The sequence below is a fragment of the Nocardioides ganghwensis genome, assembly GCF_014779655.1.
Classification (GTDB): domain Bacteria; phylum Actinomycetota; class Actinomycetes; order Propionibacteriales; family Nocardioidaceae; genus Nocardioides; species Nocardioides ganghwensis.
This window is the reverse complement of sequence record NZ_JACXYX010000016.1, coordinates 127,000-144,476: the sequence shown is the minus strand read 5'-3', so window position 1 is coordinate 144,476 and position 17,477 is coordinate 127,000. Positions and strand designations below refer to the sequence as shown.

Annotated in this window: 13 protein-coding genes; 7 read left to right on the top strand and 6 right to left on the bottom strand. The window is 72.8% G+C overall.

The window, feature by feature from the left end; genetic code table 11:
- The first annotated feature begins 135 nt into the window (after positions 1-135).
- The 7 genes from IEZ24_RS17480 (at position 136) to IEZ24_RS17450 (ending at position 9,300) form a co-directional block, all read left to right on the top strand.
- Positions 136-2,427: a DUF6049 family protein gene (locus tag IEZ24_RS17480; protein WP_129455901.1), complete on the top strand. Its 2,292-nt coding sequence runs from the start codon at positions 136-138 to the stop codon at positions 2,425-2,427.
- Complete coding sequence (gene murJ / locus IEZ24_RS17475) at positions 2,424-4,055, top strand: murein biosynthesis integral membrane protein MurJ (RefSeq protein ID WP_129455900.1); 1,632 nt, start codon at positions 2,424-2,426, stop codon at positions 4,053-4,055. Before IEZ24_RS17480 ends, murJ begins: the two co-directional genes overlap by 4 nt.
- A gap of 54 nt (positions 4,056-4,109) precedes the next feature.
- Positions 4,110-6,077 (top strand): protein kinase family protein, encoded by a 1,968-nt coding sequence (locus IEZ24_RS17470; protein ID WP_129455899.1) that lies wholly within the window; start codon positions 4,110-4,112, stop codon positions 6,075-6,077.
- On the top strand, positions 6,074-6,742 hold the full coding sequence (sigM, locus tag IEZ24_RS17465) for an RNA polymerase sigma factor SigM (protein WP_129455898.1): 669 nt from the start codon (positions 6,074-6,076) through the stop codon (positions 6,740-6,742). Before IEZ24_RS17470 ends, sigM begins: the two co-directional genes overlap by 4 nt.
- 67 nt (positions 6,743-6,809) lie before the next feature.
- On the top strand, positions 6,810-7,541 hold the full coding sequence (locus IEZ24_RS17460; RefSeq protein ID WP_129455897.1) for a hypothetical protein: 732 nt from the start codon (positions 6,810-6,812) through the stop codon (positions 7,539-7,541).
- 123 nt (positions 7,542-7,664) lie between these two features.
- Positions 7,665-8,678, top strand: coding sequence for a thioredoxin-disulfide reductase (gene trxB, locus IEZ24_RS17455; RefSeq protein WP_129455896.1), 1,014 nt, complete (start codon positions 7,665-7,667; stop codon positions 8,676-8,678).
- A 112-nt stretch (positions 8,679-8,790) separates the two neighbouring features.
- A complete protein-coding gene (locus tag IEZ24_RS17450) occupies positions 8,791-9,300 on the top strand; it encodes a hypothetical protein (RefSeq protein WP_129455895.1) in 510 nt (169 codons plus the stop codon).
- 43 nt (positions 9,301-9,343) lie between these two features.
- Here the strand turns inward: IEZ24_RS17450 and IEZ24_RS17445 are convergent, their stop codons facing one another.
- The 6 genes from IEZ24_RS17445 to IEZ24_RS17420 form a co-directional block, all read right to left on the bottom strand.
- A complete protein-coding gene (locus tag IEZ24_RS17445) occupies positions 9,344-10,309 on the bottom strand; it encodes a hypothetical protein (protein WP_129455894.1) in 966 nt (321 codons plus the stop codon).
- 8 nt (positions 10,310-10,317) lie between these two features.
- Positions 10,318-10,941 carry a hypothetical protein gene (locus IEZ24_RS17440; protein ID WP_129455893.1) on the bottom strand — a complete coding sequence of 208 codons (624 nt, stop codon included), beginning with the start codon at positions 10,939-10,941 and terminating at the stop codon, positions 10,318-10,320.
- Between the two features lie 11 nt (positions 10,942-10,952).
- Complete coding sequence (locus IEZ24_RS17435) at positions 10,953-11,921, bottom strand: WXG100 family type VII secretion target (protein ID WP_129455892.1); 969 nt, start codon at positions 11,919-11,921, stop codon at positions 10,953-10,955.
- A 71-nt stretch (positions 11,922-11,992) separates the two neighbouring features.
- Entirely contained in the window at positions 11,993-12,259 is a 267-nt protein-coding gene (locus IEZ24_RS17430) for a WXG100 family type VII secretion target (RefSeq protein ID WP_165356126.1), read from the bottom strand.
- Between the two features lie 91 nt (positions 12,260-12,350).
- Positions 12,351-16,763 carry an FtsK/SpoIIIE domain-containing protein gene (locus IEZ24_RS17425; RefSeq protein ID WP_165356125.1) on the bottom strand — a complete coding sequence of 1,471 codons (4,413 nt, stop codon included), beginning with the start codon at positions 16,761-16,763 and terminating at the stop codon, positions 12,351-12,353.
- On the bottom strand, positions 16,760-17,473 hold the full coding sequence (locus IEZ24_RS17420; RefSeq protein WP_129455889.1) for an FHA domain-containing protein: 714 nt from the start codon (positions 17,471-17,473) through the stop codon (positions 16,760-16,762). Before IEZ24_RS17420 ends, IEZ24_RS17425 begins: the two co-directional genes overlap by 4 nt.
- Positions 17,474-17,477: the final 4 nt, after the last annotated feature.

Sequence of the window (17,477 nt, the reverse complement as noted above, 5' to 3'; positions counted from 1 at the left end):
GGGGCCTCCCACAACTGTTGGATAGGCCGAGCAGGCCAGCCCTACTCGGTAACCCACGACCATTTGTGAGTGGGGCCCCGGCCTGCAACCCCCAGTAGTCCTGAGCGGTCACTCCATACCGTCTAGCATCGGTGCGTGCCCCGCCCGTCCGTGTTCCGTGCTGCCCTGGCGGGGCTCCTGACCCTCGGCAGCGCGAGCGCCGGCCTCGCGGGCGCCCCGACCGCGGCGGCGTCCGCCGCGGAGGACACCGACCCCCTGGTCGTGCACATCGACACGATCAGCCCCGAGCTGCCCCGCAACGGCGACGTGGAGATCACCGGCACGGTGACCAACGTCAGCGACGAGACCTTCACCCGGATCAACCTGCACGCCTTCTCGTCGCAGGCGCCGATCCCCACCTCCACGGCACTCGCCGAGTCGGTCACCATCGACCCCGGCGAGTACGTCGGCCAGCGGGTGACGGTGCCCGGCACGTTCGACACCGTCGACGAGCTCGCCCCGGGACAGACCGCCTCGTTCTCCGACTCCGTGCCCGTGGAGCTCCTCGAGACCTCCGGGGACCAGGGCGTCTACTGGATCGGCGTCCACGCCCTCGGCGACACCGAGGAGGTGCCGCGCGACGGGGTCGCCGACGGACGGGCCCGGACGTTCATCCCGATGCGTCCGACCGGCGACGAGACCCAGGAGGCGTCGGTCATCCTCCCCATCCGCAACCGCGTCTGGTACGACCAGGACGGCGCGGTCGCGGGCGCCGAGCGCTGGGCGCGGCGCCTCGCCGAGGGCGGCAGCCTCGACGGCGTGCTCGACATGGCCGAGTCGGCCGGCACCACTCCGTACAGCTGGCTGGTCGACCCCGCCGTGCTGCTCGCGCTCGTCCGCCTCGCCGACGGCAACGCCCCCCGCAGCCTGGCACCCGACCCGACCGTGCCCGGGCAGGAGATCACGCCCACCGAGACCCCGACCGAGACGCCGACCGACGGCGGGACGACCACGGCGACCCCGGACACGCTCACCCCGACCGAGGCGCTGCCCACCGAGGAGCCGAGCGACGCGGACGCCGAGCTCGCGGCCGCCGCGTCGGCCTGGCTGGCGCGCTTCTCCGCCCTGGTGGGCACCACCCCCGTGCTGACGCTGCCCTACGGCGACATCGACGTGTCCGCCGCGATGCGCCACGACCGGGCCCGCTTCGACCAGGCCGTGGCCCGCGGCGCCGAGATCATGGCCGCGCTCACGCTGCCCGCCCAGCAGGCCGTCGCACCCGGCAACGACGTGCTCAGCCCGGAGGCACTGGCGCAGGTCCCCCCCGAGACGGTGGTCCTGCTCGGCGACAACGCCTTCACGATCCCGCCGCGCACCCCGAACTCCGTCGTACGGCTTCTCGGCCACAAGGTCCTGGTGACCAGCACCGGCGCCGAGGCGGGCGGCCCGGCGCCGACCGCCGCCCACGACCCGCTCGCGCTGCGTCAGCGGCTGCTGAGCGAGGCCGCGCTCCGGCTCGTCGACGGTGACACCGCGCCGCTCGTCGTCACCCTGCCCACGGTCTGGCGCGGCGAGGACGCCGCCTCGTTCTTCACCGACCTCGAGCAGTCCTGGCTCGAGGTGGTGCCCGTCGGCGAGGTCGCGACCCGGCAGGCGGTCGGCGTGCAGGCCTCCAGCCTCTCCTACACCGAGGCCGACGCGGAGGCCGAGCTCGACGCGTCCGCCTTCGCCGCCGCGACCCGCGCCACCGACGACGCGACCCTCCTGGAGCAGGTGCTCTCCTCCGTCACCCGGGTCGAGGCACTGGTGCGCGACGAGGTCCTGGTGACGCTGTCGGAGCAGCACCGCGCCCGTCCCGGCCTCGCCCGTGCCGCCGCGCGCCGGATCGAGGAGTCGCTGCGCGAGGACCTCGGCAAGATCGAGATCGAGGCACCCACCGCCGTCACGCTGTCCAGCGACTCCGGACCACTGGGCGCCACCCTCGTCAACGGCCTCGACCAGCCGGTCGAGGTGCAGGTGCAGGTCCGTACGGACGGCGAGCTCACCCTGACCGGGGGTGGCGTACGCCGGCTCGCGCCCCAGACACGCAGCGTGGTGCGGTTCGAGGCCACGACCACCCAGACGGGCGTGCACAACGTGCGGCTCTTCGTCACCAGCCTCGACGGGGCGCCGCTGGGGTCCTCGGCCGAGCTGCCGATCCGGGCGGCACGGGTGAGCGCGCTGATCTGGATCGTCATGGTCGTGAGCGCCCTCGTGCTGTTCGGGATGATCGGCTACCGCCTGCCGGGCCAGATCCGGCAACGCCGGGCCGAGCTGGCGGCCGCCGACGGCGAACCCGACCCCGATCCCACTCCCGAGCCCGACCACGGTCCCAACCCCGATCCCACTCCCGGGCCCGGCCCCGAGCCCGACCCCGTGCCCGAGGGCGCGACCGCGGAGCGGCCATGACCGAGCAGCGCATCCTGGCCTCGTCCGCAGTGATGGCCGCGGGCACCGTGGTCTCGCGGGCGTCGGGCTACATCCGGGCGACCCTGCTCGTCGTGGCGCTCGGCTCCGGCCTGCGCGGTGACCTCTTCGCGATCGCCAACACGCTGCCCAACATGGTCTACATCCTGCTGGCGGGCGGCATCTTCAACGCCGTCCTCGTGCCCCAGCTCGTGCGGCGGATCAAGGACGACGCGGACGGTGGTGACGCGTACGCCAGTCGGGTCATCACGCTGTCGGCCCTCTTCCTCGGCGCGGTCACGGTGCTCCTGGTCCTTGTGGCCCCGCTGGTGCTGCGGATCTACCTCGCCGACGGGTACCTCGACCCCGACCGGGCCGCCCACCTCGAGTCGATCATCGACCTGACCCGCTGGTGCCTGCCACAGGTCTTCTTCTACGGCATGTACGTCCTGGTCGGCCAGGTGCTCAACGCACGAGGCAGCTTCGGTCCGATGATGTGGGCGCCGATCGCCAACAACCTGCTCTCGGTGCTGATGCTGGTCGTCTACCTGGTCCTCCACGGAGCCACCGGGCGCGGGCCGGAGCGAGCCGACGCGCTCGGCACCGGGCCGGAGGTCCTGCTGGGTGTGGGCTCGACGCTCGGCATCGTCGTCCAGTTCCTGGTGCTGGTGCCCTACCTGCGCGCCTCCGGCTTCACCTACCGACCGCGCTTCGACTTCCGCGACCCCGAGCTCAAGCGCACCCTGTCCCTCGGCATCTGGACCGTGCTGTTCGTCGTCGCCACGCAGACGGCGTACCTCGTCGTGGTCAAGCTCGCCTCGGGCGGCGCGGTCGACGACGGCACCGGCTACCTCGTCTACTCCAACAGCCTGCTGATCATGATGGTGCCGCACGCGATCGTCACGGTGTCGCTCGCGACGGCGATCCTGCCGCGGCTCTCCTCCTACGCCCACGACGGCCGGCTGGCCGACCTCGGCAGCACCGTCGGCTCGACCCTGCGGACGTCCCTCGCGCTCGTGCTTCCGTTCGCGGTGCTGCTGCCGATCACCGCCGGAGACGTCGCCGGCTTCGCGTTCGGCTGGGCGAGCGCCGAGGAGGCCGCGACCTTCGCGCCGACCCTCGCCGTCTTCGGGCCGGCGCTGGTCTTCTTCACCGTCCACTACTTCATGCTGCGCGGCTTCTACGCGATGGAGATGACCAGGCTGGTGTTCTTCATCCAGCTCGCGGTCTCCCTCACCAACATCGCCGTCGCGACCGTCCTCGTGCCGCGAGGAAGCCCGGAGGACACCGCGCCGCTGCTCGTCGTGGCCTACCTGGCGTCGTACGCCGTGGGTGCCGTCGCCAGCTACGTGCTGCTCCGGCGCACCGTGGGCGGTCTCGAGACGCCGCAGCTGGTGCGGTTCCTCGTCCGGATGGCCGTGGTGCTCACGGCTGCGGGCGCTGCCGCCTGGCTGGTGGAGCTGTCGATGGCGGGCCTCGGGGAGTACCCCGGCCCCCTCGGGTCGCTGCTCCGCGGCGGGCTCAGCGCGGCCGCCGGGATGCTGGTCGTGCTCCTCGGCGCGCGGCTGCTGAGGGTGCGCGAGGTCACCGGCCTGGTCGACACCGTCGCGGCGCGGCTGCGGAGGACGTGAGACTCCCTAGAGTGGCGGCAAGCAGTGGGAATCGTGAGGGAGGTGGGGTGAGCGGTGCCGACGTCGAAGCAGGCCGGTGACGTGCTCGCCGGGCGCTACCGCCTCGACGACCTCCTGGCCGAGGCCGGGTCGGGCAGGTTCTGGCGCGCCCACGACCTCGTGCTGCACCGGCCGGTGGCGGTGCACATCCTCTCCGCCGACGACGAACGCGCCCAGCCGATGCTCGACGCCGCCCGCCGCACCGGCCCGGTGGTCAACCGGCGACTGCTGCGGGTGCTGGACGCCGAGTCGGCCGACGGGCTGTGCTTCGTCGTCCACGAGTGGGGCCAGGGCGACTCCGTCGACATCCTGCTCACCCGCGAGGGTCCGCTCGCGCCCCGGCGCGCCGCCTGGCTCGTCGCCGAGGTGGCCGACAGCCTCGCCGAGGCCCACGACGCCGGCCTCGCGCACGGGTCCCTGACGCCGGAGAACGTGCTCGTCGACCAGCACGGCCAGGTCCGCCTGATCGGCTTCGGTGTCGAGGCGGCGCTGCGCGGCCTCCCGCCCGGCCGGACCAACGTCGACGAGATCGACCTCGCCGGCCTGCTCTACTGCACGCTCACCGGCAAGTGGGCCGGCGTGTCCGAGTCGGCCGTGCCGCCCGCGCCCGAGGTGCACGGCCAGGTGCTCCGTCCCCGTCGGGTGCGCGCCGGCATCCCCCGCGTGCTCGACGCGCTCTGCGACCAGGTCCTCAACCCGCACGACGCGGCCACCCAGGGCCACCCCTCGGCGCACACCATCCGCGACCTGCTGCTCGACTACGTCGGCGAGATGACCGGCACCCACGTGCCGGTCCCGGGCGTACGACCGACCGCCGCCGAGCAGCCCGCCACGCTCCCGGCCGACCCGGCCTCCTCTGCCACGCCCACCACGGTCGTACCCGTGGTGCCCGCCGGCGACGCAGCACCGGAGCCGGAGGCCGCCGAAGAGCCGGAACCGGAACCGGAAGCTGCCGCGGAGCCGGAGGCACGGCCCGAGCCCGAGCCCGAGCCCGACGCACCCACCGCGATCGAGCCCGGCGCCACCCCGGTCACCGAGCTGCCCACCCAGGCCGGGATGCCCGTCTTCCACGACGACGACGAGGTCGACTGGCTGCGCGCCCGCGCCGAGAAGCCTGCGCCCCCGCCGCCGCTCCACGAGCCCGCGCCCAAGCCCCTGTTCGCGCCCGACCCGCCGGAGGGGGAGCCCGTACGCCGCCCGCGCCCGGGCAGCCGCGCGGCGTCGGCCAACCCCGACTACTGGCCCTGGGAGTCCAGCCAGGACTCCGGCCGCGTCCCGGGCGGACAGCCGGCGGGCCGCGACACCGGCTCGTGGGGCTCGGGCTCCTGGTCCGGTGACCGGTGGGGCACTGGGGACGGCTTCGACGACACCGGGGAGCAGGTGCCCGGACGCAGCTGGATCAGGCTCGCGATGATCGTGGGCGCGTGCCTGCTGGTCGGCGTGGCCGCGGTCGCGGCCTATCAGCTCGGCCTCAAGCCGCCCACGCCCGACTTCACGGACGACCCGACGACGTCGCCCTCGCCGACCGTGGTGGAGCCGACGCCGTTCGAGGGCCTGAGCGCCGACGACTTCGACCCCCAGGGCACGGACGGCGGCGTGGAGAGCCCCGAGTCGGTGCCCAACGTCCTCGACGGCGACCCGGCGACGTCGTGGAACACCTCGACGTACCTGCAGAACTTCGGTCCCGCCGGCCTCAAGACCGGCGTCGGCCTCGTCGTGGACCTCGGCTCCACCCAGGCGGTCCGCCGGGTGCTGGTCTCGACCGAGGGCGGTCAGACCTCGCTCGCGGCCTACGTCACCTCCGAGCCGCCCACCGGCATCGCCGGGCTCACCCCGATCGGCACCGCCTCCGGCGCGGGTGAGCTGGAGATCGACCTCGACGAGGCCGTCTCGGGCCGCTACGTCACCGTGTGGCTCACCCTGCTGCCGCCTGTCGAGGGCGGGTTCCGCGGGACGATCACCGAGGTGCAGGTGCTGGGATGACCAGGGCGACGAGCGACGAGCGCTCCGACCAGGAGCTGCTCCGGGCCCACGTCGACGGCGACCCGGACGCCTTCGGCGAGCTGTTCGCACGCCACCGCGACCGCCTGTGGGCCGTGGCGCTGCGCACCATGGGCAACCCCGACGACGCCGCCGACGGCCTGCAGGACGGGATGGTCGCGGCGTTCCGCCGGGCCGGCTCGTTCCGCGGCGAGGCGGCCGTCACCACGTGGCTGCACCGGGTCGTGGTCAACGCCTGCCTCGACCGGCTGCGGGCCGCGAAGATCCGCCGCTTCGAGGCGCTGCCCGACGACGTCGACGACCGCGGGACCGTGGTCGCTACCGCCGCCCGCGACGACCGGCCGGACGAGGCGGCCGAGGTCGCCGAACGTCGTCGCCGGGTCCTGGCCGCCCTCGCCACCCTCCCGCCGGAGCAGCGCGCCGCGCTCGTCCTCGTCGACATGGAGGGCTATCCGGTGGCCGAGGTCGCCGAGATGCTCGGCTGCGCCGAGGGCACCGTGAAGTCACGCTGCTCGCGTGGGCGCACGCGGCTCGCCGGGCTGCTGGGCGACCTGCACCACCCGGCGGGTGACCCGCCTCACGGGAACCCGCCTCCGGACGGTCCCGTCCAACCGACCGTGCGGCCCCGCGGACCGCCGGCGCCCTGAGCCCGCACCCGCTCTCGCCCGCTCTCCCCAGCTCCCACCCCGACCGACCCAGAGGAGGTGACCCACGATGACCGATGCGTCCGACCTGCCGCCCGAGCAGGAGGCCGTACGCCGCCTGCTGGCCGGCGCCCGTCACGACGGGCCGCCGCCTCCCGAGGTCGTGGCCCGCCTCGACGAGACGCTGGCCGCGCTCGTCGCCGACCGCGGATCCGCTCCGCTCGCCGACGCACCGGCCACGTCGCCGGAGCGTACGGCTCCCGTCGTCGACCTCTCCGCCCGTCGTCGGCGCCTGGCCGGCGTGGGCCTGCTGGCGGCCGCGTCGGTGGTCGTCGCGGGCGTGGCCATCGGCCAGGTCCTGCCTCGCGGCGCCAGCGACGAAGGCTCGAGCGCCGGCTCGGACTCCTCCCTCGCCGACTCCCAGACCGAGGCGCAGCAGGAGGGTGAGTCCGACGACTCCGGCGCGGGCAGCTCCGAGCAGGCACCCGAGCTGCTCAAGAGCCCCTCGGCCACGCCGTTCGCCGGCGTCCCCACCATCTCCGCGAGCGACCCGGCGCTCGAGCAGCGGCTGGTCGACCTGCGGACCGAGGCCGTCGCGCGGTCGCAGGACCTCGGCTCGGTCGACGCCCTGAGCAGCTGCACCCTGCCGGGCCTCGGCCAGGGCCGCCGGCTGCTCGCGCAGGTCGACGGGCAGCTCGGTGTCGTGGTGTTCCGCCGCCCCGTCGGCGGGACCCAGCAGGCCGAGCTCTACGTCTGCGGCACGCCCGACCCGGTGCGTACGCTCACGCTGCCCGAGCCCTGAGCGCTGGGGCGGGCGGCGGAACAACCGTCGCCTACGATCGGTTGAGCAAGGCGTACCGCCCACCGAGGCAGACCCGCACCTCCCCGGTCACCTCACCCCGATCACCAGGAGTCCGATCCACCCATGAGCACCAGCACCGAGACGCGCAACGTCATCATCATCGGCTCGGGGCCCTCGGGCTACACCGCCGCCGTCTACGCCGCCCGTGCCTCGCTCCACCCCCTGGTCTTCGAGGGCTCGGTCACCGCCGGCGGTGCGCTGATGAACACCACCGAGGTGGAGAACTTCCCCGGCTTCCGCGACGGCATCATGGGCCCGGCCCTGATGGACGAGATGCGCGCCCAGGCGGAGCGGTTCGGCGCCGAGCTGGTCTCCGACGACGTCGTCGAGGTGGACCTCACCGGTGACGTGAAGGTCGTGAAGACCGCCACCGACACCTACACCGCGCGCTCGGTGGTTCTCGCGACCGGCTCGGGCTACCGCAAGCTCGGCCTGCCCCGCGAGGAGGAGCTCTCCGGCCGCGGTGTGTCGTGGTGCGCTACCTGCGACGGCTTCTTCTTCCGCGAGCAGGCGATCGCCGTCATCGGCGGCGGCGACTCCGCCGTCGAGGAGGCGACCTTCCTCACCCGCTTCGCCTCGAAGGTCTACCTGGTCCACCGCCGCGACGAGCTGCGCGCCTCCAAGATCATGCAGGAGCGGGCCTTCGCCGACCCCAAGCTCGAGATGGTCTGGAACTCCGAGGTCGCCGCGATCAACGGCGCCGACAAGCTCGAGTCGATCCAGCTGCGCGACACGGTCACCGGTGAGGAGCGCCGGCTCGACGTCACCGGCCTGTTCATCGCGATCGGCCACGACCCGCGCTCGGAGCTCCTCACCGGCCAGGTCGACCTCGACGACGACGGCTACGTACTGGTCAAGCACCCGTCGACGGCCACCAACCTGCCCGGCGTGTTCGCTGCGGGCGACCTGGTCGACCACCACTACCGCCAGGCCATCACCGCCGCCGGCACCGGCTGCGCCGCGGCCCTCGACGCCGAGCGGTTCATCGCCGCCCTCGACCACGAGGCCTCGACCGCCGGCGACGCAGCCGCGACCGTCGAGGCGATCGAGGAGCAGAAGGAGACCGCGCGCGCCTGAGGCGCGTACGACCTCCTTCGCGCCCCCCGGATCTGGGGATTCTTCCTCGGTCGGGCTCTCGCTAGTTTCGCCAGAAGGCTCGACGAGCAGCGCTGCGCCGAAGGGGAGATCGATGACCGCACGATCCATCGCACGTACGTCCGTGGCTGGTCTGGTGGCGGCGCTCGCGTTGGTTCCCGGTCCCGCAGACGCGGCGACCGCGAGCAAGCAGGACCCGCGGGGAGACGGCATGTCCGGCGTCGACTTCCGCTCGTTCCGGGTCGACAACGGCACGATCCGGACGACGATGGGCCTGAGCGTCGCGAAGCTGCCGCGCAAGGGTGTGGTCTTCCTCAGCTTCGTCGACCCCATCGACGGCGAGTACGGCGGAGGCGTGCGGGTGCGTCGCGCCAAGGGTGTGGTGAGCGCCCGGTTCTACAACGAGAACTACGAGGGCATGACGATGAGCCCGTGCCCCGGCACGCGCGCCACGTGGAGCACCGGCAAGGACCGGGTGACCGCCACGTTCACCTGGTCGTGCGCGACGTACGGGCCGTACGACTCCAACTACTTCTACGCCCAGTGGGGCCGCGACTACGACAAGAGCGACCATTTCGGCACGTTCCAGGTCGCTCGGGACTGACGCTGCGTCCGGGCTGCACTCTGTGCCGCTCCTTGTCTCACAGTCACTGGTTGCTGACGACACTTCCTCCGAGGAACGGCTCCATGCGCGCCTGCAACCGTGTCGCGTAGAGGTCGTCGCGCTCGTCGAATTCGTCGGCGAGGTTGCCGTAGAACGGCCGACCCTCCATGTGGATCGCCGCCCCGGCACCCAGCCCCACAGCGATGTCGACGGCGTTCGGGATGCCCACGCGTGCCCCTGACCTACCAGCACCAGCGTCACCGCGGACGAGGTAGTTGTCGCCGGCCTGGTCAGGCACGGACAGGCTGGAGGCGGCGACTCCGTCTGTGATGACGTCTCCGGTGACCTCGAACCTGATGATGTCGCGTGCCTCCACTCCGCCGATCACCTGTGGCGAGGCCCACGTCACGACCAGCGGGTCTCCCCATCGACCACTGTGGGCGATGTTCTGGGCGATCAGGCCCCCCTGCGAGTACCCGACCAACAACACCTCGTCCTCGGACGTGATCCCGCGCTCGCCCATCAGCTGTTCCACGTACGACATCGTCTGCGTCTCGATCCCGAGAACCGCTGCGTTCTCGAGTGCGTCGAAGTGCTCGCCCGGTGCCGCGAAGGGACGGGTGCCGGTGATCGTGACGACGTAGCGAACCTTGCCATCGACGCCGACGACCTCGGTGATGACGACTCCGTCGCCGTCGGCGTCGAGTCGGTCCAGGTCGAGCAGGGACCTGGTGGACACCAGGCGCACCGACACCGCGCTGGTGCGCTCCTGCTGATCCGCTTCGAGCCTCAGCTGTCGCGCCTGGGCTGCCAGCGCGGCGGCGACCCTGGTGAGCTTCACGGAGTGCTCCGAGTCCCATGTCTTCCGGAAGCGGACCGCGAACGGCCCCGCCCACGCGGAGATCTGGACGCCGCTGCGGACCTTGGTGCTGGTCTGCCGCAGCTGCTCGGCGGCACGCTCGAAAGAGCCAGCCAGCGCGCGCAGCTGCGCCACGTCAGCGCCGACCATGCCGGCCATCACGTTGTCCCCCGAGAACGGACAGCGCTGCGGAGCAACGAGGCGACCAAGTCGTGCGCCACCGCGTAGTCGCGCGATTCGGTCGACGCCGCTCCGTCCGTGTTGACAGTCGTGGCGCGCAACGCACCGGTCCGAGCAGCGATGCCGGCGACGCCAGCCGCGGTGACCGCTGCCAGACATATCCAGAGCTCCGGACCTCCGCCATCGCTTTCAGGGGTGGCATCGCGTGCCGCGTCGAACCACGCGGTGATCTCGTCACGAGCGTCGTCGACCGTGTCATCGCGCACCGTGAACGATCCCATCGCCTCCTCTTCGAGCCGTACCAGTCCCTGCGCAAGCGGCAACCATGTCGTGGCGGGGAGCGCGGTCGCCCGATCCAGCTGGTCGTTTCCCGCGAATGCACTGAAGCGCGCCGGCGCTGCCATCCCGCGCTGCAGCTGCGCAACGACGGGATCGACCCGGTCGGGCGCGACCAGACCACGGACGGCGAGGCTGCGCTGACCACGCAGTGCCGCTGCGAGCACCGCATCCGGGTCGTCGGTGTCGACAGTGGTGAGGATGACGGGTACCGGCGCCTCGGCGTCGGCTGCCATTGCCAGGATCTCGTCGTCGGTGAATCGCATGGTCTACTTCCTCACTTGAGTGCGGCGGGGATCGGGGCGAACCAGCTGACGACGGTCTGGCCGACCTGAAGGGTCGCCTTGCCCAGCTCCTCGCCGATGACTCCGGGGTTGCGGGCGATCTCGCCCATGACGAGCGAGCGACCCTCTGCCGAGAAGTCGGCCTTCGCTCCTTCACGAACCGCCATCGCGACTGCCTTGCCGGCGGCGCCGTACAACACGCCCCCCTTCGACGCCATCGCAGCGTCCGACGCGGCGTCGAGGGCGTACGTGCCTGCTGTGATCTTGGCGGCCAAGGAGTCACCGCGGTCCGCCTCCAGCGCCTTGGCGACGTTCTCGCCCACTCCGGCGGCGGCGCCCAGGACACCAGCCCCCTTGGCCACGTTGCTGAGCACGCCCGCAGCGGGCTTGAGGGTGCTGGTGATGCCGTCGCGCGCCAGCATCTGCAGCACGGGGGACTTGTTGAAGCGCATGAGGTCGGGCACCTGACCGTCGCGGATCAACCCGCCCACCGTCGGAGAGCGGTCGAGGTAGGCGAAGAGCCGGCGGTAGCCGGACGGGTAGTTCTGGTGCATGTTCCACCGTCCCAGCGCGGCCGTGACCCCGGCGCTGATGCCGAGCACCTGCACTGCGTCGACAAGGCCGTCCAGGGTGAGACGCCCTCCAGGGCGGTGGCTCCCACCGCCGCCCCGCACGCCTGCAATCGCACCCCCGCCCGCACTGCTCGCCTGCCGCTGCTCCTGGGCCTGGAGCCGGAGCTGCTTGGCCGCGGTCCGCAGTGCCAGCGCGGTCCGCTTCAGCGTCGGGCCGTGGCGCTGGTCCCAGTCGTTGCGGAACCGGGTCGCCCTCGCCCCGGCCCACGGGTTCGCGTGGACGGACGCGCGCACGCGGACCGCGGTCGACTCGAGCGCGCCGGCGCTGCGGTCGAAGTCCGCGGCGAGACGGTCGAGTGCGTCGGGGTCGGCTCCGACCATGCGGCTCATGGGTCCTCCTCAGTTCCGGATCTCCGGTCTCCGCGGTGCGTGGCCCGAGCCACCACGCACCGGCGACGACGTCAGCGGGAGATCTGCTCCTGCTCGTTGGCGTTCTGCTGAGCGGCCTGCGAGGCCTGCGCCAGCGCCTCGGCGACGTTGCGGAGGTTGGTGGAGTGGGTGCCGTCCCACTCGCTCTTGAAGCGCGCCTGGTCCTGGCCGACCCAGGTCGTGCCGCTGAGCTTCGAGGTGAGCTGGGACTGCAGCTGCTTGACCTGCTCCGAGGCCTGCTGGAGCTGCCGCGACAGCGTCCGGACTTCCTCGACGTTCATTCCGATCATGCCGGCCATGGTGGTTCTCCTTCTGGTGTGTGGTGTTCGGTGTTGCTGGAATCGTGGTCGCCCGACGTGCGGGCGTCGATGGGTTGACCGACCCATGGGGTCAGGCCGGGTAGGGCACCTGCACCTGGGTCACGGCACCGCCGCGGACCCAGTAGCCGCGGCCGACGACGAAGTCGGCCTGTCGGACATGGGGCAGGGAGGTCTTGGCGAGGGTGTCGCCGTCGTTGCCGTCCGGTCGCAGCAGGAGCGCCGTCCGAGCCGCCTTCACGGCGTCCCCGGCACCGCTGTAGGAGGAGCTCCAGGACGCAGTCTCCCCCTCGGCCACGACCAGGTGCCCGTTGCGCCGGGCCGCGGTGACGAGCTCCTCGAGGCCCTGGTCCGCCACGGTTCCGAAGAGCTCGGGCATCGCCTCGACCACGACCATCACCGGTGCGACCGACCCGTCGGCCTCGACCAGCGGTCTCAGCAGCTCGATCACCTCGGCCACCTCGTCGACGCCCGAGGCCGACCAGTCCCACCCGCCCGGCACTGCCAGGACGGCCCGGCGGGGGGTGAGGAACGCGCGCCGCACCTGCGGGCAGCCGCGGCGTACCGACCCGGCCAACCACCTGACCGCGGTCGTTCGCCCCGAGCCGGGCGGGCCGGCGAGGACCATGACGGTGGCGAGGTCGAGCCCGACCGGCCGGAGGTCGTCGTACGCGACACCGACCACGGGACGTCCCGCCACGGTCGTCGGCACCGTCTCCTCGGGGATGTGGTCGGGCAGCACCTCCACAGGTGCGGGTCGCGAGCGCACCCGCTCGGCGAGCTCGGGGGCGATCTCCTCGATGAGTCGCGCCTGCGCGGCGACGGTCACGTCCTTGCCCAGGACCGCCAGCTGGAGCTCCTGGTGGTTGTCAGGCTGGACACTCCGCCCCGGCGGGCTGTCGGGGCCTAGCACGTCGCGCGGGACGTTGAGCGCGAGGTAGCTGTCCTCGTCCGGCTGGCGCATCACGATGCGCCGCTGGAACGACGCCTGGATCGCCATCGGGACGGCACCCTCCCGATCGGCGGTCATCGCCACGTGCACGCCGACCGACCTGCCGTCCGCGAGCACGCGCTGGAAGTTCATCCAGGTGCGCTGGTGACGGCTCGCGGCCTCGTACGTCTCCCGCATGAGCGCGAAGCCGTCGATGAGCAGCAGGATGCGCGGCTCCTCCCCCCGTCCGGTGAGCTCGCGGTACTCGGCGAGCGTCGCCGCGTTGGCGGCTCGGTAGCGGTCCGACCGGTCGTCGACCTCGCGCACGAGCCGCTCCAGCAGGCGTACGACGCGCTCCTCGTCCTCGCCCGCGACGATCGGCGCGACGTGGGGCATCGGCTCGATCAGGCGCAGGCCGCCACCGGCGAAGTCGAGCCCGTAGACGTGCGCGTCCCCGCCCCGCGGGGAGATGCCCGCGACCACTGCGAGGGTGCGCAGGGCGGTGGTCTTGCCGCACCCCCCGGTGCCGACGAAGAGGATGTTGCCCTCCGTGTCGGGCCGGAAGTACTCGTAGACCTGGCGCTGGTTGTCGGGGTCGTCCAGCACGCCGAGCAGCAGCTCGCCGTCGGAGCGCTGCCGCATGCTGAGCAGGTCGTAGACCGGAGCCAGCGAGTCCAGCCACGGCTTGCGGGGAGTGGGCACGGCGCCCTGGCGGCACGCCTCGCGCAGCGTGCGGACGAGACGGGTGATGTCGGTGTCGACCCCGTCCAGGGAGACCGCGGGCTCCGGGGTGGACCACGACCGACCCCGGCCGAAGTCCAGCTCCTCCACGAGCACCTGCGCGGGCGGCACCACGGCCGGCGTACGCGCGCCCGGGAACCCGGACTGGAAGCTCGCGACCCGTCCGGGGCCGGTCTTGGCGGCACCGCGGCCAGGGATCGAGGGATCGAAGTGCGCGGCCATCGGCGTGTCCAGGACGTCCGCGGAGTCGACCTCGTCGGCCATCCGCAGGGCCACGCGCAGGTTGGTGTTGGCGCGCAGGCTGTCACTGATCACGCCGGCGGGACGCTGCGTGGCCATGATCAGGTGGAGGCCCAGGCTTCGACCGCGCTGGGCGATGTCGATGACCCCGTCGACGAACTCGGGGACCTCGGACTTCAGCGCCGCGAACTCGTCGATGACGATCACCAGGCTCGGCGGGCAGTCCGGGTCGCCGGTCTTCTCCAGCTCGATCAGGTCCTTGGCGCGCTTGTTGCGCAGCAGTCGTTCGCGACGGTGCAGCTCGGCGCGGAGGCTGCGCAGCGCGCGGCGCACGAGGTGCGGCGACAGGTCGGTCACCAGACCGACGCAGTGCGGGAGCTCGACGCACTGCGCGAACGCCGCGCCGCCCTTGTAGTCGACGAACAGGAAGGTGACGCGGTCCGGGCTGAGGGCGTGGGCGAGCCCGAGGACCCACGCCTGGAGGAACTCGCTCTTGCCGGCGCCGGTCGTGCCGCCGACCAGGGCGTGGGGCCCCTGGAGCCGGAGGTCGAGGGCGAACGGCTCGCTTCCCGCGTGGCCGACGAGAGCGCGGAGGCTGACCGGCTGGTCACGCCGCGCGGGCGGGGCGGAGCGGTCGGTGAGCGATCCGTTCTCACGCCAGCGGTTGACCACCACGGCGGCATCGTCGCTGGCCTCCCGGCCGAGCAGCGAGACCACGGCGACCGAACGCGGCAGGTCCGACTCGTCGTCGACGGGGGTCCCCGCGTCGACGACGGGCGTGAGGATCCGCGCGAGGTGCCCGGCGTCGTCGCGGGCCATGCTCTCGACGCGCAACGGCGTGACGCTCGTCCCCCTGCGGACCATCCCGGCGTGCGGCGACGCACTGTCGGCGAGGTCGACGAAGGTCCGGCAGCTGGCCGGCAGCTCCTGGCGCCGCGCGGCGCACCACACGACGTGCACCCCGACGTCCGGACCGAGCTCGGTCACCCGCGTCAGCCGGGCCAGGTCGGTCGACGGCTCGTCGACCACGACGACGACGGAGGGCACCAGGGCGCGGTGGTCCAGCGGCTCGCCGTCGACCGGCCCGCGGCCGGGCGCGTCCTCCGAGCGCTGTGCGCTGCGAGCGTCGACGAGCTGCTCGAGACGGTCGAGGAGCGCAGCACCGGACGCGGGGTCCGCAGCCAGGTGGCTGCCGGCCAGCGGGCTGTGCGGCGAGCTGGCGTGGGGCAGCCACTCCAGCCACTCCCAGGCCGCGCGCGACCCGGGCGACGCCAGCGCGGCCACGACCATCTCGGAGGGTGCGTGCAGGATCGCGAGCTGGGCGACGATGCCGGCTGCGATCCCGCGCGTCGCGGCGCCGCCGCCGCAGACGCCCAGGTTCCCGACCGAAGGGAGGTGGCAGGTCACGGCCGCGTCCGGGATGACGGCGTGCCTGGCGCGCAGCTCCTGGCCGCGCGCGACCAGGTCCGCGATCGCCTCGCCGGAAGGATCGCGGTCGTCGAACCGGACGAAGGGCGCGACGTCACCGGTGCCGAGTCGCACCGACAGGAACTCGGGGTGCTCCGGACGCCGCGACCACAGGAGGTCGGTGCGCCGGTCCGCCGCGTCCACGCAGCGCGCCAGTGTCGGGTACAGCTCCTCCAGGGAGGCGCGGTCGGCCGTGCGGACCTGTTCCATCTCCTCGTCGAGGCGGTCCAGGGAGGCTTCGTACGCCGCCCGCACCGCGGCGAGCTTCTTGCGGGTCTGCCGGCGCTGGTCGAGATAGGAGCCGATCATCAGCAGCGGGCTGAGCGCCACGAACAGCACGGCGACGGCCGAGCGGGTGAAGGCGAACAGGGCGGCACCCATGACGAGCGGTGCCACGAGTGCCAGCACCGGGAAGTGGGCCGGATCCGGCTCGCTCGGGGCGGGCGGGACCTCGCGCTGCCGCTCCTGCGGTCGCCGCAGGACCCGGGGTGACCGGGTGAAGGCGATGTCGGTGCTGGCACCGGAGGCCAGGCCCGCGGCGTCGATCGAGATGGTGATCTCGGTGGCGCCGAGCCGGGCCACGTCGCCGTGCCCCAGGGCGCTGCGGGCGACACGGATGCCGCCTACCAGGACACCGTTGGCGGAGTTCTCGTCGAGGATCTCGACGTGGGAGCCGATGTTGAGGCGCGCGTGGTGCTTGGACACCATCGTGTCGGTCAGCCGGACGTCGCAGTCCGCGGCACGGCCCACGCTCACGCTCCCGGTGGGCAGGTCGACCCGGAGTCCGGCGTCGGGGCCGGACGTGACCGTGAGGACGGCCGCCGCGGGGCCGGCCGTGCCGCCGTGGACGGCGGAGGCGAGCTCGACCCGGGCGCCTGACCGCAGTCCGGAGTCGATGAGCGCGAGACCGGGGTCCAGGACCACCTCGCGGGGGCCGAGCGCTGCACGCAGCGTCAGTTCGCCGCCGGGCACGTGGCCCTCGAACTCCTTGGCCCCGGCCAGCGTCCGGGCGAGCGTGCCCGCCGTGGTGGTCGCGTCGGCCGTCACCAGCAGGTGGCGCTCCGGCGACTGCGACCCCGGCTGGCGGAGGGTGAGCTTGAGCTTCACGAGACGCCTCCTGGCGCTGTCGTACGGGTGGCGTCCAGCAGCGGCAGGTCCGCGGCGGTGACCAAGAGGGACGAGACGGCGTACTCGACGAGGCGGACGCGACGGTTGGCCGCGGATCCGGCCCCACCACCGTGGAGCCCGCTGACGCCGGCGCGGCTGAGCTTGGCGCAGACGTTGTCGAGCTTGCGGGTGAACCGGGTCTGCGCCCACCCGAGCCGGCGCGCGGCCTCGACTGCGCTCGGCACGCTCGAGGAGCCGGAACCGACCCGACGCAGCACCGGCTCCGCGAGGGCGAGCACGACCAGCAGCTGGGACTCGGTGAAGGTCGTCGGCGCGATCGTCGTCTCGCCGTCGTCGTGGGCGGCGCCACCGACGGGGCGGTAGGACTCCTGCGCGCACTCGAGCAGCACCTCGTAGCTGGTCGTGCCCGCTGCGAAGGTCAGGCTGGTGCGTCCGAACACGACGGGCAGGCTCGCGCCGGGCGACAGTGTGCTCCGCATGAGGCCGGCCTCGTCGGTCAGGCCCGCGGCGAGCCGCGAGCCCGAGTTGTGCACCCACCACAGCCCGTCGTGGAAGGTGATCACCAGGAAGCTCCGGTGGAGGTAGGGGTTGTCGTCCAGCCTCAGGTCGCCGTCGCGTCCGATGGTGAAGGTCTCCCCGGGCTCCAGCCGGGTGAGCTCGCCCGCGAAGTCGATCGTGAGGGTGCTCACGTGC

What these genes read in the sequence shown, in the direction of transcription:
- IEZ24_RS17440 (WP_129455893.1), bottom strand. Translation starts at nt 10,941, where the DNA reads ATGCGATTCACCGACGACGAGATCCTGGCAATGGCAGCCGACGCCGAG.
- trxB (WP_129455896.1), top strand. Translation starts at nt 7,665, where the DNA reads ATGAGCACCAGCACCGAGACGCGCAACGTCATCATCATCGGCTCGGGG.
- IEZ24_RS17435 (WP_129455892.1), bottom strand. Translation starts at nt 11,921, where the DNA reads ATGAGCCGCATGGTCGGAGCCGACCCCGACGCACTCGACCGTCTCGCC.
- murJ (WP_129455900.1), top strand. Translation starts at nt 2,424, where the DNA reads ATGACCGAGCAGCGCATCCTGGCCTCGTCCGCAGTGATGGCCGCGGGC.
- sigM (WP_129455898.1), top strand. Translation starts at nt 6,074, where the DNA reads ATGACCAGGGCGACGAGCGACGAGCGCTCCGACCAGGAGCTGCTCCGG.
- IEZ24_RS17430 (WP_165356126.1), bottom strand. Translation starts at nt 12,259, where the DNA reads ATGGCCGGCATGATCGGAATGAACGTCGAGGAAGTCCGGACGCTGTCG.
- IEZ24_RS17460 (WP_129455897.1), top strand. Translation starts at nt 6,810, where the DNA reads ATGACCGATGCGTCCGACCTGCCGCCCGAGCAGGAGGCCGTACGCCGC.
- IEZ24_RS17450 (WP_129455895.1), top strand. Translation starts at nt 8,791, where the DNA reads ATGACCGCACGATCCATCGCACGTACGTCCGTGGCTGGTCTGGTGGCG.
- IEZ24_RS17445 (WP_129455894.1), bottom strand. Translation starts at nt 10,309, where the DNA reads ATGGTCGGCGCTGACGTGGCGCAGCTGCGCGCGCTGGCTGGCTCTTTC.